General features: G+C 67.8%; 13 protein-coding genes. 5 read left to right on the plus strand and 8 right to left on the minus strand.

Features of this window, described 5'->3' with window-relative positions:
• Window positions 1–51: 51 nt before the first annotated feature.
• Window positions 52–309: a DUF333 domain-containing protein gene (locus BLW83_RS02030; RefSeq protein ID WP_090845046.1), complete on the minus strand. Its 258-nt coding sequence runs from the start codon at window positions 307–309 to the stop codon at window positions 52–54.
• 66 nt (window positions 310–375) lie between these two features.
• Window positions 376–3,849, minus strand: coding sequence for a DNA polymerase III subunit alpha (gene dnaE / locus BLW83_RS02035; RefSeq protein WP_090845048.1), 3,474 nt, complete (start codon window positions 3,847–3,849; stop codon window positions 376–378).
• A gap of 192 nt (window positions 3,850–4,041) precedes the next feature.
• Between dnaE and BLW83_RS02040 the strand changes: the two genes are divergently transcribed.
• The 4 genes from BLW83_RS02040 to BLW83_RS02055 are packed head-to-tail and all read left to right on the plus strand — an operon-like array spanning window position 4,042 to window position 8,632.
• On the plus strand, window positions 4,042–5,565 hold the full coding sequence (locus BLW83_RS02040; RefSeq protein WP_245728582.1) for an ABC transporter ATP-binding protein: 1,524 nt from the start codon (window positions 4,042–4,044) through the stop codon (window positions 5,563–5,565).
• Entirely contained in the window at window positions 5,552–6,628 is a 1,077-nt protein-coding gene (locus BLW83_RS02045; protein ID WP_090845050.1) for an ABC transporter permease, read from the plus strand. The genes BLW83_RS02040 and BLW83_RS02045 overlap by 14 nt, the downstream gene beginning before the upstream one ends.
• On the plus strand, window positions 6,625–7,506 hold the full coding sequence (locus tag BLW83_RS02050; RefSeq protein WP_090845052.1) for an ABC transporter permease: 882 nt from the start codon (window positions 6,625–6,627) through the stop codon (window positions 7,504–7,506). Before BLW83_RS02045 ends, BLW83_RS02050 begins: the two co-directional genes overlap by 4 nt.
• A gap of 25 nt (window positions 7,507–7,531) precedes the next feature.
• Window positions 7,532–8,632, plus strand: a complete 1,101-nt coding sequence (locus BLW83_RS02055) for a BMP family ABC transporter substrate-binding protein (protein ID WP_090845054.1) — start codon at window positions 7,532–7,534, stop codon at window positions 8,630–8,632.
• 144 nt (window positions 8,633–8,776) lie between these two features.
• On the opposite strand, the gene dps is transcribed toward BLW83_RS02055, so the two are convergent.
• The 6 genes from dps to BLW83_RS02085 form a co-directional block, all read right to left on the minus strand.
• The gene (gene dps, locus BLW83_RS02060; protein WP_090845056.1) at window positions 8,777–9,250 is read right to left on the minus strand and encodes a DNA starvation/stationary phase protection protein Dps; all 474 of its coding nucleotides are present in this window, start codon (window positions 9,248–9,250) and stop codon (window positions 8,777–8,779) included.
• A gap of 144 nt (window positions 9,251–9,394) precedes the next feature.
• On the minus strand, window positions 9,395–9,631 hold the full coding sequence (locus BLW83_RS02065) for an acyl carrier protein (protein WP_090845058.1): 237 nt from the start codon (window positions 9,629–9,631) through the stop codon (window positions 9,395–9,397).
• A gap of 138 nt (window positions 9,632–9,769) precedes the next feature.
• Window positions 9,770–10,507, minus strand: a complete 738-nt coding sequence (gene fabG / locus BLW83_RS02070; protein WP_090845857.1) for a 3-oxoacyl-ACP reductase FabG — start codon at window positions 10,505–10,507, stop codon at window positions 9,770–9,772.
• Window positions 10,508–10,628: 121 nt separating this feature from the next.
• Complete coding sequence (gene fabD, locus BLW83_RS02075; protein WP_090845060.1) at window positions 10,629–11,555, minus strand: ACP S-malonyltransferase; 927 nt, start codon at window positions 11,553–11,555, stop codon at window positions 10,629–10,631.
• A 189-nt stretch (window positions 11,556–11,744) separates the two neighbouring features.
• Entirely contained in the window at window positions 11,745–12,167 is a 423-nt protein-coding gene (gene ndk, locus BLW83_RS02080; RefSeq protein ID WP_090845062.1) for a nucleoside-diphosphate kinase, read from the minus strand.
• A 144-nt stretch (window positions 12,168–12,311) separates the two neighbouring features.
• A complete protein-coding gene (locus tag BLW83_RS02085; protein ID WP_090845064.1) occupies window positions 12,312–12,518 on the minus strand; it encodes a cold-shock protein in 207 nt (68 codons plus the stop codon).
• Between the two features lie 192 nt (window positions 12,519–12,710).
• Here BLW83_RS02085 and BLW83_RS02090 point away from each other — a divergent pair, with 192 nt between their 5' ends.
• Window positions 12,711–14,558 carry an ABC-F family ATP-binding cassette domain-containing protein gene (locus BLW83_RS02090; protein ID WP_090845066.1) on the plus strand — a complete coding sequence of 616 codons (1,848 nt, stop codon included), beginning with the start codon at window positions 12,711–12,713 and terminating at the stop codon, window positions 14,556–14,558.
• Window positions 14,559–14,597: the final 39 nt, after the last annotated feature.

Consider the following 14,597-nt stretch of genomic DNA (forward strand, 5'->3'; position numbering starts at 1 on the left):
GCGGGATATTTACAGACAGAAGATCAAGGGGCGCTTCGGCGTCCCTTTTTCTTACAGGTCGTTGTGGGCGTTCAGCAGCTCGGCGGCGCTGACCGTGCGGCCGTTGGGCAGGCGGCACAGATCGGTGCGGCGGCCCTTGTCCATGCGCAGGATGACCGTGCCGCCGCTGCGCTGGCAATGATGCGCCGCGGGATCGACCAGTGCCGCCGCGGCCCCGGTCGCCGGGGGTTTCGGCGCAGGCGTGCCGCAGGCGGCAAGCAGCAAAAGCGCCGGGGTCAGCGCGGCAAGCGGTATCGGCAGGCGGATCATGGCGGCGGTCCTTTCGTCGTGCGCGGCCCAGACTGCCGCCCATGGGGCGGCGGGGCAAGACAGTGGCTATTCCTCGGTCACGTCGATCACGCCCTCGACCGCGCGCAGCGCCTGTCGCATCCGCGGGGTGACGGGGACATCGGGGGCGACCTCGACATCATAGACGGTGTTTCCCGCGCGCACCCGCACCAGAAGCGGCCCCCTGCCCTTGGCCGAAACCGCGATTTCCGCACTGGCCTCGCGCAGCCGGTCCAGCACCGCCAGTGCGGTGCTTGCGTCCCCCACCTCGACCGCCAGCTGGCCGGAACCCGCATCGGCCACGAAATCCTCCAGCGACTGCACCGAGTTGGCCAGCATCTTGACCTGATCGCCCGAAGGCTCGGCCTTGACGCTGAGCAGCACATTGGTGCCGGGTTCCAGCAGATCGCGGTGGGCGTCCAGCACGTCGGAGAACACCGTCGCCTCATACAGGCCGGTGGGGTCGGACAGGGTGACGAAGGCGTAGCGCGTGCCCTTGGCGGATTTCTTTTCCGCCCGCGCCGCCACGGTGCCGGCGATCTGTGCGACCAGCGGGCCATCGGCGGCGGCGGATTCGACCTCGGCCAGCGTCATCGCGCCCTTGCGTTTCAGCGCGGCAAGATAATCGTCCAGCGGGTGGCCCGACAGGTAGAACCCGACCGCCAGCCGTTCCTCGGCCAGTTTCTCGGCCGGCATCCACACCGGGGCCAGCGCCGGGCGCGGCGGCGGCAGATCCTCGCCGCCCCCGAACAGCGAGGACTGGTTCGACTGCGCCGCCTCTTGCACGGCCGAGGACCACGCGACCAGCCCGTCCAGCGATTTCAGCACCCGCGCCCGGTTGGGTTCCAGCATGTCAAAGGCCCCGGCCCGGGCCAGCATTTCCAGCGCCCGCTTGCCGATCTGGCGCATGGGCACACGGCGGGCGAAATCATGCAGATCGGCAAAGGGGCGGTCGCCGCGGGCGGTGACCAGCACCCGCATCGCCTCGACGCCCACATTTTTCAGCGCGCCCAGCGCATAGACGATGCGTCCGTCCACCACGCTGAAACGGGGCTGGCTGCGGTTGACGCAAGGGGGGATCACCTCGATCCCCATGCGGTCGACCTCGCGCCGATAGACGGCCAGCTTGTCGGTCAGATGGATGTCGCAGTTCATCACCGCGGCCATGAATTCCACCGGGTGGTTCGCCTTGAGCCAGGCGGTCTGGTAGCTGACCACCGCATAGGCGGCGGCGTGGGATTTGTTGAACCCGTAGTTGGCGAATTTTTCCAGCAGGTCGAAAACCTCGCCGGCCTTTTTCTCGTCCACGCCCTGCGACTTTGAGCCCTGGACGAATTTCGGGCGCTCTTTCGCCATTTCCTCGGCGATCTTCTTGCCCATGGCGCGGCGCAGCAGGTCGGCGCCGCCAAGCGAATAGCCGGCCATCACCTGCGCGATCTGCATCACCTGTTCCTGATAGACGATGATGCCCTGGGTTTCGGCCAGGATATGGTCGATCGAGGGGTGGATGGATTCCAGCGGCCGCAGCCCGTTCTTGACCTCGCAATATGTGGGGATGTTTTCCATCGGGCCGGGGCGGTAAAGCGCGACCAGCGCCACGATGTCCTCGATGCAGGTGGGGCGCATCCGGCGCAGCGCGTCCATCATCCCCGAGGATTCCACCTGGAACACCGCCACCGTGCGCGCGCTGGCAAACAGGCGATAGGTGGGTTCGTCATCCAGCGGGATCAGGTTGATTTCGTCCACCGCGCCGGCGGGAGGGTCGTAAAGCTGCCGCCCGTCGGCGGCGATATGCAGATGCCGCCCGCCCGCGCGGATCAGGTCCACGGCGTTCTGGATCACCGTCAGGGTTTTCAGGCCGAGAAAGTCGAACTTGACCAGCCCCGCCTGTTCCACCCATTTCATGTTGTATTGCGTGGCCGGCATGTCCGAGCCGGGGTCGCGGTAAAGCGGCACCAGCCGGTCAAGCGGCCGGTCCCCGATCACCACGCCGGCCGCGTGGGTCGAGGCGTTGCGCAGCAGCCCCTCGACCTGGGCGGCATATTCCAGCATCCGGGCGACGTTTTCTTCGGCGTCGCGGGCCTCGCGCAGGCGGGGCTCATCAGCCAGCGCCTTGGTGATGGACACGGGCTTGACGCCTTCGACCGGGATCATCTTGGACAGGCGGTCGCGCTGGGGAAAGCCCATGCCCAGCACGCGGCCCACGTCATGGACCGCCGCCTTGGACAAAAGCGCGCCAAAGGTGATGATCTGCCCCACCTTGTCGCGGCCGTATTTGTCCTGGACGTAGCCGATCACCTCTTCGCGCCGGTCCATGCAAAAGTCGATGTCAAAGTCGGGCATCGACACCCGTTCGGGGTTCAGAAAGCGTTCGAACAGCAGCGAATAGCGCAGCGGGTCAAGGTCGGTGATGGTCAGCGCATAGGCGACCAGCGACCCCGCGCCGGACCCCCGGCCCGGACCCACCGGAATCCCCTGCACCTTGGCCCATTTGATGAAATCGGCGACGATCAGGAAATAGCCGGGGAAGCCCATCTGCTCGATGATGCCCAGCTCGAAATCGAGCCTTGCGTGGTAATCCTCGACGCTGACGGCGTGGGGGATGACGGCCAGCCGGTCGTCCAGCCCGCTGCGGGCCTGGCGGCGCAGCTCCTCGACCTCGTCATCGGCGAAACGGGGCAGGATCGGGTTGTGGCGGCTGACCGCAAAGGCGCAGCGGCGGGCGATTTCCACGGTGTTGGCGATGGCTTCGGGCAGGTCGGCAAACAGCACCGCCATGTCCTCGGCCGATTTGAAATTGTGGTTGGCGGTCAGGCGACGGCGGGGCGCGGACTGGTCCACCATCGCGCGTTCACGAATGCAGATCAGCGCGTCATGGGCGCCGAACATCGCGGGGTCGGGGAAATACACGTCGTTGGTGGCGACCAGCGGCAGGTCCAGCGCATAGGCAAGGTCGATCATGCCCCCTTCGCTGGCGGTCTCGGCCGGCATCAACTGGCCGTTGTCCTGCATGTGGCGTTGCAGTTCCACATACAGCCGGTCGCCGAACATCCCCGCCAGATCGCGCAGATGCGATTCGGCGTCCGCGAGCTTGCCCCCGGCCACCAGTTGCCCCAGCGGCCCGGTCGCGCCGCCGGTCAGGCAGATCAGCCCGGCCGAACGCTCGGCCAGTTCCTGCATGGTCACATGCGGGAAATCGCGCGGAGGCGTCACGTAAAGGCAGGTGGACAGCGCCATCAGGTTCATCCAGCCCGCCTGATCCTGCGCCAGCAGCACCACCGGCGCGCAGGCCGCGCCCGCATCCAGCGTGACCTGACAGCCGACGATGGGCTGCACGCCCTCGTCCAGCGCCTTGACCGAGAATTCCAGCGCCGCGAACAGCGCGTTGGTGTCGGTCAGCGCCACCGCCGGCATGCCGTGTTTCAAAGCCATCCCCGGCAGTTTCTTGACGGGAATCGCCCCTTCGAGCAGCGAATGTTCGGAATGGCAGCGCAGGTGGATGAATTTGGGCTGGTCGGTCATGGCGGCGAACCTAACACCTGCGCGCAGCCTGCGCGAGGTGGCGCGCGCGCTTTGCCTGCGCTATCCGGCAGCGGCGATTTGGGCGGAACCGACGAAGACAGTCTAAACCCGCGCCGGGGTAATCAGGTGCGGATTGTGCGATTGTGCAACGGCCGAAACAGGCTAACCTGCCAAAAACACGACGGGGATGGCGTGACAACAGCGGAATTGTTCAGGGCCGAGGGCCTGTCGAAAACCTATCCCGGCGTGCGGGCGAACGACGATGTGTCGTTTTGCGTCGCCGCGGGGGAAATCCACGCGCTGCTGGGCGAGAATGGCGCCGGGAAATCGACGCTGGTCAAGACGATCTACGGGCTGATCCGGCCGGATGCCGGGCAGATGCGGCTGGGGGGCGCGCCTCATGCGCCGGCGGACCCTCATGCGGCGCGGGCGGCGGGCGTGGGCATGGTGTTCCAGCATTTCAGCCTGTTCGACGCGCTGACCGTTGCGGAAAACATCGCGCTGGGGATGGATGCGCCGCCGCGCCGTGCCGATCTGTCGCGCCGCATCGCGCAGGTCAGCGCCGCCTACGGCCTGCCGCTGAACCCGGCGCGGCGCATCGAATCGCTGTCGGCGGGTGAACGCCAGCGGGTGGAAATCGTGCGCTGCCTGCTGGGCAATCCGCGGCTGCTGATCATGGACGAACCGACCAGCGTGCTGACCCCGCAAGAGGCCGAGATCCTGTTTGCCACCCTGCGCCAGCTGGCGGCGCAGGGCACCGCGATCCTGTATATCAGCCACAAGCTGGACGAGATCCGCACCCATTGCGACCGCGCCACCATCCTGCGGCAGGGCCGCGTCGTCAGCACCGTGAACCCGCGCGACCATTCCGCGCGCGAACTGGCCGCGATGATGGTGGGTGCCGAAATGCGGCTGGTCGACCGTTCCGGCCGGCAGGCGGGCGAGGTGGTGCTGACGGTCGCAGGGCTGACCTCGGCCCCCGCGTCCGAGGGCACCTCGTTGCAGGATGTGGGCTTTCAGGTGCGCTCGGGCGAGATCCTGGGCATCGGCGGCGTTGCCGGCAACGGGCAAGAGGAACTGATCGCCGCATTGTCGGGCGAGACCACCGGCCGCCCCGGCACCGTGATGCTGGACGGAGGCGACCTGTCCGCGCAAGGCCCGGAACCCCGCCGCCGCGCCGGGTTGCTGGCCGCGCCCGAGGATCGGCTGGGCCATGCCGCCGTCCCGGAGATGAGCCTGACCGAAAACGCCATCCTGACCGGCGCCACCCGCCAGCAGCTGCAAAAGCGCGGCGTGATCGACCACCGCGCCGCCCGCTGTTTTGCCGAAACCATCATCGCCGATTTCGACGTGCGCACCCCCGGCCCCGCCACCGCCGCCGGGGCGCTGTCGGGCGGCAATTTGCAGAAATTCGTGATCGGGCGGGAAATCCTGCAAAACCCTCGGGCGCTGGTGGTGAACCAGCCGACCTGGGGGGTGGACGCGGGCGCCGCCGCCGCGATCCGGCAGGCGCTGCTGGATCTGGCCGGGCGCGGCGCCGCGGTCGTCGTCATCAGCCAGGATCTCGACGAGTTGCTCGAGCTGTCGGACCGTTTCGCCGCGCTGAACAACGGCCGCCTGTCGGCGCCGGTTGCGACCGAGGGGCTGACGCTGGAACAGATCGGCCTGATGCTGGGCGGCGCCCACGGGATGGAGGTCGCCCATGTTGCAGCTTGAACCCCGCGCCGCGACGCCGTGGTGGCTGGCAATCGCCTCGCCCCTGATGGCGGTGGTGGCGACGATGGTGGCAGGGGGCGCGCTGTTTGCGCTGATGGGGTTCGACCCGGTAGCCTCGATCCGCACCATTTTCTGGGATCCGCTGTTCGGGCCGGCCTCGGGCTATTCGCGCCCGCAGCTGCTGGTCAAGGCCGGGCCGCTGATCCTGATCGCCAGCGGCCTTGCCATCGGGTTTCGCGCCGGCATCTGGAACATCGGGGCCGAGGGGCAATATATCATCGGCGGCATCTGCGGCGCGGCGGTGGCGCTGGCCGCCTATCCGGCCGAAGGCGCATGGATTTTCCCGGCCATGGTGCTGGCGGGCGCGGCCGGGGGCTGGGCGTGGGGGATGATCCCCGCCACCTTGCGCAACTGGACGGGGGCCTCGGAAATCCTCGTCTCGCTGATGCTGGTCTATGTGGCGCAGCGGGTGGCGGCGTGGATGGCATTCGGCCCGATGCGCAGCCCCGAGGGGTTCGGGATGCCCGGCTCGCGCAATTTGCAACATTACCCCTCGGCCGCAAACCCGGAACTGGCCGCGGGCACCGGCGCGCATTGGGGGGTGATCGCCGCAGGGCTGGCGGTGCTGGCGACGTGGTTCCTGATGAGCCGCCATATCCGCGGCTTTCGCATCCGCGTGGCCGGGATGGCGCCGCGGGCCGCGCGCTTTGCGGGCGTGCGCCCGGAAACGCTGGTGGCGTTCTGCCTGGGCCTGTCGGGCGCGCTGGCGGGGATGGCGGGGCTGTTCGAGGTTTCCGGCCCCGGCGGGCAGATCACCGACAGCTTCGGGTCCGGCTACGGCTTCACTGCGATCATCGTGGCGTTCCTGGGGCGGCTGCATCCGCTGGGCATCCTGCTGGCCGGGCTGCTGCTGGCGCTGACCTATATCGGCGGCGAACTGGCGCAGCTGATGCTGCAACTGCCCGCCGCCACCGTGCAGGTATTCCAGGGGATGCTGCTGTTCTTCCTGCTGGGTTTCGACACGCTGACCCGATACCGCCTGCGCTGGAGGGCTGCGAAATGATCGGCTGGACCACCCTGCTTTTGCTGATGTCGGCCGCGACCCCGATCCTGTTCGCGGCCCTGGGCGAGGCCATCGCCGAGCGTTCCGGCGTGCTGAACCTGGGCGTCGAGGGGATGATGATCACCGGGGCGCTGGCGGGCTTTGCCGCCGCCCATGCCACCGGCAGCCCGCTGGCCGGGTTCGTGGCCGGCGCGGCCGCGGGGGCCGCGATTTCGCTGATCTTCGGGGTGCTGACCCAGTATCTGCTGACCAATCAGGTGGCGACCGGGCTGGCGCTGACCATGTTCGGGCTGGGGCTGACCGCGATGTTCGGCCGCCCGTATGAGGGCGTCAAGGCACCCTCGATGCCCGGCGGGCCGCTGGGGGTGAACTGGGCGATCTGGCTGGGGCTGGCGCTGGTCCCGGTGACATGGTTCGTGCTGAACCGCACCCGCCGCGGGCTGATCCTGCGCGGGGTGGGCGAAAACCACGACGCCGCCCACGCGCTTGGCTACAAGGTGCGGCTGGTGCGGCTGACAGCCATTGCCATCGGCGGCGCGCTGGCCGGGATCGGCGGCGCCTATGTCTCGATCGCGACCGTGCTGCAATGGACCGAGGGCATGACCGCCGGCGCCGGCTGGATCGCGCTGGCCATCGTCGTCTTTGCGGGGTGGAGCCCGTGGGGCGTGCTGGCCGGCGCCTGGCTGTTCGGCGGCGTCGCCGTGCTGCAACTGCGCTTGCAGGCCGCGGGGGTGGCGGTGCCGGTGCAGCTGCTGAGCATGGCGCCCTATCTTGCCACGATCATCGTGCTTGTGATCATATCCGCGCGGCAGAAATACCGCGGCCGCGGCAGCGCCGCGCCCGGCTCGCTGGGGCGGCCGTTCCACGCTACAAGATAACAACGACCCGACAGAGGAGATTCCGATGAACCGCAGAACCCTATTGGCCTCGGCCGCCGCGCTGGCGCTGACGGCGATGCTGCCCGCGCTGCCGGCGATGGCGCAGGGCACCCCGATCCCCGAGGGCGAAAAGCTCAAGGTCGGGTTCATCTATGTCGGCCCGGTGGGCGACGGCGGCTGGTCCTATCAGCACGACCTGGGCCGCAAGGCGATCGAGGCCCATTACGGCGACCGTATCGAGACCAGCTATATCGAGAACGTCCCCGAGGGCGCCGACGCCGAACGCGCGCTGACCCAGCTGGCGCTGGCCGGCAACAAGCTGATCTTTGCCACCAGCTTTGGCTTCATGGATGCGGTGATCAACACCGCCGCCAAGTTCCCCGATGTCCGCTTCGAACACGCCACCGGCTACAAGCGCGCCGAAAACGTCGCCACCTATGACGCCCGCTTCTACGAAGGCCGGGCCGTCCTTGGCACCATCGCCGGCATGATGACCAAGACCAACAAGGTCGGGTTTATCGGTTCCTTCCCGATCCCCGAGGTGATGCAGGGCATCAACTCGACCTTCATCCACTTGCGCAAGGTGAACCCGGATGTCGAGCTGAAGGTGGTCTGGGCCTACACCTGGTTCGACCCCGCGAAAGAGGCCGACGCCGCATCCGCGCTGCTGGCCGAGGGTGTGGACGTGATCCTGCAACATACCGATTCCACCGCGCCGCTGGCCAAGTTGCAGGAAAAGGGCGGCATCGGCTTTGGCCAGGCCTCCGACATGGCGGCGTTCAAGCCCACGCCGCGGGTCAGCGCCATCATCGACAACTGGGAGCCCTATTACATCAAGCGCGTGGGCGAGGTGCTGGACGGCACCTGGGCCTCGCACGGGGTCTGGCTGGGCATCAAGGACGGCGAGGTCGGCATCGGCGAGATCACCGAGGCCGTCCCCGCCGAGGTCAAGGCCGCGGCCGAGGCCATGCGCGACCAGATCGCCGGCGGCTATCACCCGTTCACCGGACCGCTGAACAAGCAGGACGGCAGCGCCTGGCTGGCCGAGGGCCAGACCCCGACCGACGAGGAACTGGCCTCGATGGATTTCTTCGTCGAGGGAATCACCGCGCAGATCCCGCGCTGACGGCTGCGGGCAGAAACCGGAAAGGGCGGGTCGCATCGGCCCGCCCTGTTTCATGTCGTCCTTGCCGGAACCGGGGCTCTGCCCCGGACCCCGGGATATTTGTGACCGCCCGAAGCAGCCAGGGCGCGCGTCAGAGGCGGCCGCTCAGTCCAGATGCGACTGCAAAAACCATAGATCCTTGTCGACCTGGCGCGAGACCTCGGTCAGGATGTCGGCGCTGTCGGCGTCGCGCGCGTCCTCGACGGTGTCGATGGCGGCGCGCAGCCGCTCGCCAAAGCTGCGCATCCGGTTCGTGACCTCTTTCAGGTGGTCGGCGACCTTGGTCACGTCGGTCGGATAGGGCGGCAGCGCCGTGGCCTTGGCGACCTCTTCGACCGTGCCGACGGCGGTGCCGTCAAGCTGCTGGATGCGTTCGGCCATGTCGTCGACGCCGGGGTCCAGCCGCGCCTTGACCTGATCCATCAGCTCGTGGACCGCGATGAAATTCGGGCCGCGCATGTTCCAATGCGCCTGTTTCAGCGCCATCGACAATGCCAGCCCGTCGCTCATGCAGGCTTGCAGTTCGGTGATCGCGGTCTTGCGGGCGTTGTCTTCCAGCCCGGCGAGCTTCACAGCCATCTCTTGGCCTCCTTCAGATGCATCTTCGACGGGACAACATGGGGTTGCGGCAATAGTTCCACTCGCCCGCCGCATGGCGCCCATGCGAAAACGGCGCCCCCGCAGGGACGCCGTTCGCTCATGCCGGAAATTCGCGGTCCGCGATCAGGCGGTGGCCTGCTGGATGAATTTCACCGCATCGCCAAAGGTCTGGATCGTTTCGGCGGCGTCATCCGGGATCTCGATGCCGAACTCTTCCTCGAAGGCCATGACCAGCTCGACGGTATCCAGCGAATCGGCGCCCAGATCGTCGATGAACGAGGCGGTCTCGACGACCTTATCCTCTTCGACGCCCAGATGCTCGACAACGATCTTCTTCACGCGATCAGCGATGTCGCTCATGTCTCGTTCCTCAGTTACGGGCACTCCGCCCGGATGCAGCCGGGCAAGCCCGGCGACAAGCCGCGGGCGGGTCCCGACGGCCTTGAAGTGGGGATATAGCAACGCGGTCACGATCCGCAACCGGTTTCGCGCACCCCGTCAAACCATTGCCATGCCGCCGTTGACGTGCAGTGTGGCGCCGGTGACATACCCGGCCTGCGGGCTGGAAAGATACAGCACCGCGGCGGCGATTTCGTCGGGGCGGCCCATGCGGCCGGCGGGGATCTGCCCGAGGATGCGGGATTTCTGTTCGTCGTTCAGCGCAGCGGTCATCGGCGTCTCGATAAAGCCGGGGGCCACGCAGTTGACGGTGACGCCGCGGCTGGCGACCTCATAGGCAAGGCTTTTGGACATGCCGACCAGCCCGGCCTTGGCGGCGGCGTAATTGCCCTGTCCCGGGTTGCCGGTCTGCCCCACGATCGAGGTGATCGAGACGATCCGCCCCCAGCGCGCCTTCATCATCCCGCGCAGCACCCCGCGCGCCAGCCGGAAGGACGAGGTCAGGTTCACCTCGATCACCTGCGCCCATTCCTCGTCCGACATCCGCATGAACAGGTTGTCGCGGGTGATGCCGGCGTTGTTGACCAGGATATCGACCGACCCCATCGCCGCGGCCGCCTGTTTCGGCAGCGCCTCGACCGCGGCCGCATCGCCCAGATTCGCCGTCACCACATGGGCGCGCGACCCCAGCCGCGCCGCCAGTTCCTGCAAGGGCGCCTCGCGCGTGCCCGACAGCGCCACCGCCGCCCCGGCCGCATGCAGCGCCGTGGCCACGGCCGCGCCGATCCCGCCCGAGGCACCGGTGACCAAAGCGTTCTTCCCGGTCAGATCAAACATCGAAAGCCTCATCTTCTGTCTCTAAATATCCCGGGCTTTCGAGCGCCCGGAAAACAGTCCGGTGGACTGTTTTCAGTGAGAAAGGGGCAAAGCCCGAGGTGGGCAGCGCCCCGGTCCGGCCTCAACCCTTGAGCGCCTCGATATCCGCAGGCGTCCCGACCGCGCTGGTCACTGCCCCCGGCGCGATGCGCTTGATCATCCCCGACAGCGCCTTGCCGGCACCGATTTCCCAGAACTCGGTGACGCCCTGTTCCGCCATGAACTGCACCGACTCGCGCCAGCGGACGGCGCCGGTGACCTGTTCGACCAGCAATTGACGGATGGCGCCGGGTTGCAGCACCGGCTCGGCGCGGACGTTGGCGACCAGCGGCACGGCGGGCTCAACGATCTCGACCCCGGCCAGCGCCTCGGCCATGACGGTGGCGGCGGGCTGCATCAGTGCGCAGTGGAAGGGCGCCGACACCGGCAGCATCAGCGCGCGCTTGGCGCCGCGTTCCTTGGCCAGCACTGCCGCACGTTCGACCGCGGCCTTGTGCCCCGAGATCACCACCTGCGCCGGGTCGTTGTCGTTGGCGGCCTGGCAGACCTCGTCCCCCGCCGCCTCGCGCGCGATTTCGTCCACCTGCGCCAGATCCAGCCCCAGGATCGCGGCCATGGCGCCCACGCCCACCGGCACCGCATCCTGCATGGCGGTGCCGCGGATGCGCAGCAGCCTTGCAGTGTCGGCCAGGCTGATCGCGCCGGCGGCGCACAGCGCCGAATATTCACCCAGCGAATGCCCGGCGACATAGGCGGCGTCGGTGATGGCAAAGCCCTCGGCCTCCAGCGCGCGCATCGCCGCGACCGAGGTCGCCATCAGCGCCGGCTGGGCGTTGCGGGTCAGGGTCAGGGTGTCGGCGTCGCCTTCCCAGATCAGCGCGGACAGGTTTTCGCCCAGCGCCTCGTCCACCTCGTCGAAGACGGCGCGCGCAGCCGGCCAGCGATCAGCCAGCGCGCGGCCCATGCCGATGGTCTGGGCACCCTGCCCCGGAAAGACGAAAGCCCGCATGATCGGTCCCGTTGCTGTTGCATTTGGGCCGGGATAGCGCGCCCGGGGGCGGCATGGCAATTGGAACCGGGAAAAAACGGGGCTTCGCCCCCGCCGGCCAAGGCCGGCTCCCCCAGGATATTTAAGTGATGAAGAAGAAGGCCGCCCCGTTGCGGGGGCGGCCATGCAGCTTTCGGGAGATCGAGGCGGTTAGCCGACCAGTTCGAGACCCGAGAAGAAAAAGGCGATTTCCTGCGCCGCGGTTTCCGGGGCGTCCGAGCCGTGGACCGAGTTTTCGCCGACCGACAGCGCGAATTCCTTGCGGATGGTGCCTTCGTCGGCCTGCGCGGGGTTGGTCGCGCCCATCACTTCGCGGTTCTTGGCGATGGCGCCTTCGCCTTCCAGCACCTGCACCACGACGGGTTCGGAGGCCATGAATTCCACCAGCTCGCCGTAGAAGGGGCGTTCCTTGTGGACTTCGTAGAACTTGCCGGCCTGTGCGGGCGACAGGTGGATGCGCTTTTGCGCGACGATGCGCAGGCCGGCATCCTCGAACTTGGCGTTGATCTTGCCGGTCAGGTTGCGGCGGGTGGCGTCGGGCTTGATGATGGAAAGGGTGCGTTCGATGGCCATGATATTCCTCGATGTCCGAAGGTTGTCAGATTGGCCGGGCGGCTATCATGCCCCCCGCACAAAGAAAACCCCGCGGGCCCCGGCGCCTGATGCAAAAAGGGCAGCCCCGCAGGACTGCCCCCTGAACCCTGACGGGTCGTGCGATCAGACGAACTGGATGTTCGTCGCCGATTCGCGCCCGTCGCGGCCGCTTTCCAGCTCATAGGTGACTTTCTGGCCGTCGGCCGGGGCGTGCAGACCCGCACGCTCAAGCGCCGAGACGTGCAGGAACACGTCGCGGTTGCCGTTTTCCGGCTGGATAAAGCCGAAGCCTTTGGTCGAGTTGAACCATTTCACGGTGCCGTTGGCCATCGTGAGATCTCCTGTCATGTTGCCATCCGCGGAAATGCGATGGCCCGGCGCAGTCACTCGAAAAGCATACTGAAGCCGGGTAACCGAAGACAGGTAGCAGATAGATAACGTTGCCCGATCCATTTAGGCCGTTTGCGCCCGCAATACAAGCGTCGCGTTGACGAATGCCGCCGTCTGCTGCAATCCCCCCCCATGCTGCGCATCGACGACATTTCCTATTCCATCGCCGGACGGCCGCTGTTCCAGAACGCCAGCGCGGTGATCCCGGACGGGCACAAGGTCGGGCTGGTCGGCCCGAACGGCGCCGGCAAGACCACGCTGTTTCGGCTGATCCGGGGCGAGCTGTCGCTGGACGGCGGCGCCATCACCCTGCCCGCCCGCGCCCGCATCGGCGGCGTCGCGCAGGAATCGCCCGCGACCGAAGTCAGCGTGCTGGATACGGTGCTGGCCGCCGACACCGAACGTCACGCGCTGCTGGCCGAGGCTGCCTCTGCCAGCGACCCCCACCGCATCGCGGAAATCCAGACAAGGCTGGCTGACATCGACGCTTGGTCGGCCGAGGGGCGGGCGGCCGCGATCCTGCAAGGGCTGGGGTTTCCGCCCGCCGATCAGGCGCGACCCACCGGGGATTTCTCGGGCGGGTGGCGGATGCGGATGGCGCTGGCCGGGGTGCTGTTCGCGCGCCCCGACCTGCTGCTGCTGGATGAACCGACGAACTATCTCGACCTCGAAGGGGCGCTGTGGCTGGAAACCTATCTGGCGCGCTATCCCCATACCGTCATCGTCATCAGCCACGATCGCGGGCTGCTGAACCGGGCCGTGGGGTCGATCCTGCATCTCGATGACCGCAAGCTGACGCTGTATTCCGGCGGCTACGACAGTTTCGCCCGCATCCGCGCCGAGCGCCGGGCGTTGCAGGCCGCCGAGGCCAAAAAGCAAGAGGCCCGCCGCGCCCATCTGCAAGGTTTCGTGGACCGTTTCCGCGCCAAGGCCACCAAGGCCGCGCAGGCCCAGTCGCGATTGAAAGCGCTGGCCAGGATGGAGCCGATCACCGCCCCCGAAGAGGCGAAGTTCCACCGCTTTACCTTTCCCCAGCCCGACCAGCTGTCGCCGCCGATCCTGTCGCTGGACGGGGTCTCGGTGGGCTATGACGGGCGCGCGGTGCTGCGACGGCTGAACCTGCGGCTTGATCAGGACGACCGCATCGCGCTGCTGGGCCGCAACGGGCAGGGGAAATCGACGCTGTCAAAGCTGCTGGCCGGGCGGCTGCCGGCGATCGAGGGGACGGTTACGCGCTCATCCAAGCTGCGGGTCGGGTATTTCGCCCAGCATCAGGTGGACGAGCTGTCGCTGGACGAAACCCCGCTGGACCACGTCCGCCGCCTGCGCCCGGATGAGGCCCCGGCGCGGCTGCGCGCCCGGCTGGCCGGATTCGGGCTGATGGAGGCGCAGGCGGAAACCCGCGTCCGCGCGCTCTCGGGCGGGCAGAAATCGCGGCTGTCGCTGCTGCTGGCCACCATCGACGCGCCGCATCTGCTGATTCTCGACGAGCCGACCAACCATCTGGACATCGAATCGCGCGAGGCGCTGACCGAGGCGCTGAACGACTATACCGGCGCGGTGGTGCTGGTCAGCCACGACATGCACCTGCTGGAACTGGTCGCGGACCGGCTGTGGCTGGTCGCGGACGGCGCCGTGCGCCCCTATGCCGACGACCTCGACAGCTATCGCAAGTCGCTGCTGACCCCGGACGAACCCCCGCGCCCGCGCGAGACCCCGAAACCCAGCCCGAAACGCGCCACCCGCGACGAGATCCTCGAGCTGCGCGCCGAGGCCCGCCGCGGCGAAGAACGGGTCGAGAAACTGACCGCCATGCTGGAAAAGATCAGCGAGAAAATGGCCGACCCCGCGCTTTACGACGACCCGGCCGAGGCCGAGAAATGGGGCCGCAAACACGCCGAGGCCGCGCAGGCCCTGCCCCGTGCCGAGGCGCTGTGGATGGACGCGCTGGAACGGCTCGAGGCGGCTGAACGGGGCTGAGGCACCGCGACGCGGGCGCGCGGGCTTTCCACCGCCCCC

It is taken from the genome of Paracoccus alkenifer (assembly GCF_900108405.1).
Classification (GTDB): Bacteria; Pseudomonadota; Alphaproteobacteria; order Rhodobacterales; family Rhodobacteraceae; genus Paracoccus; species Paracoccus alkenifer.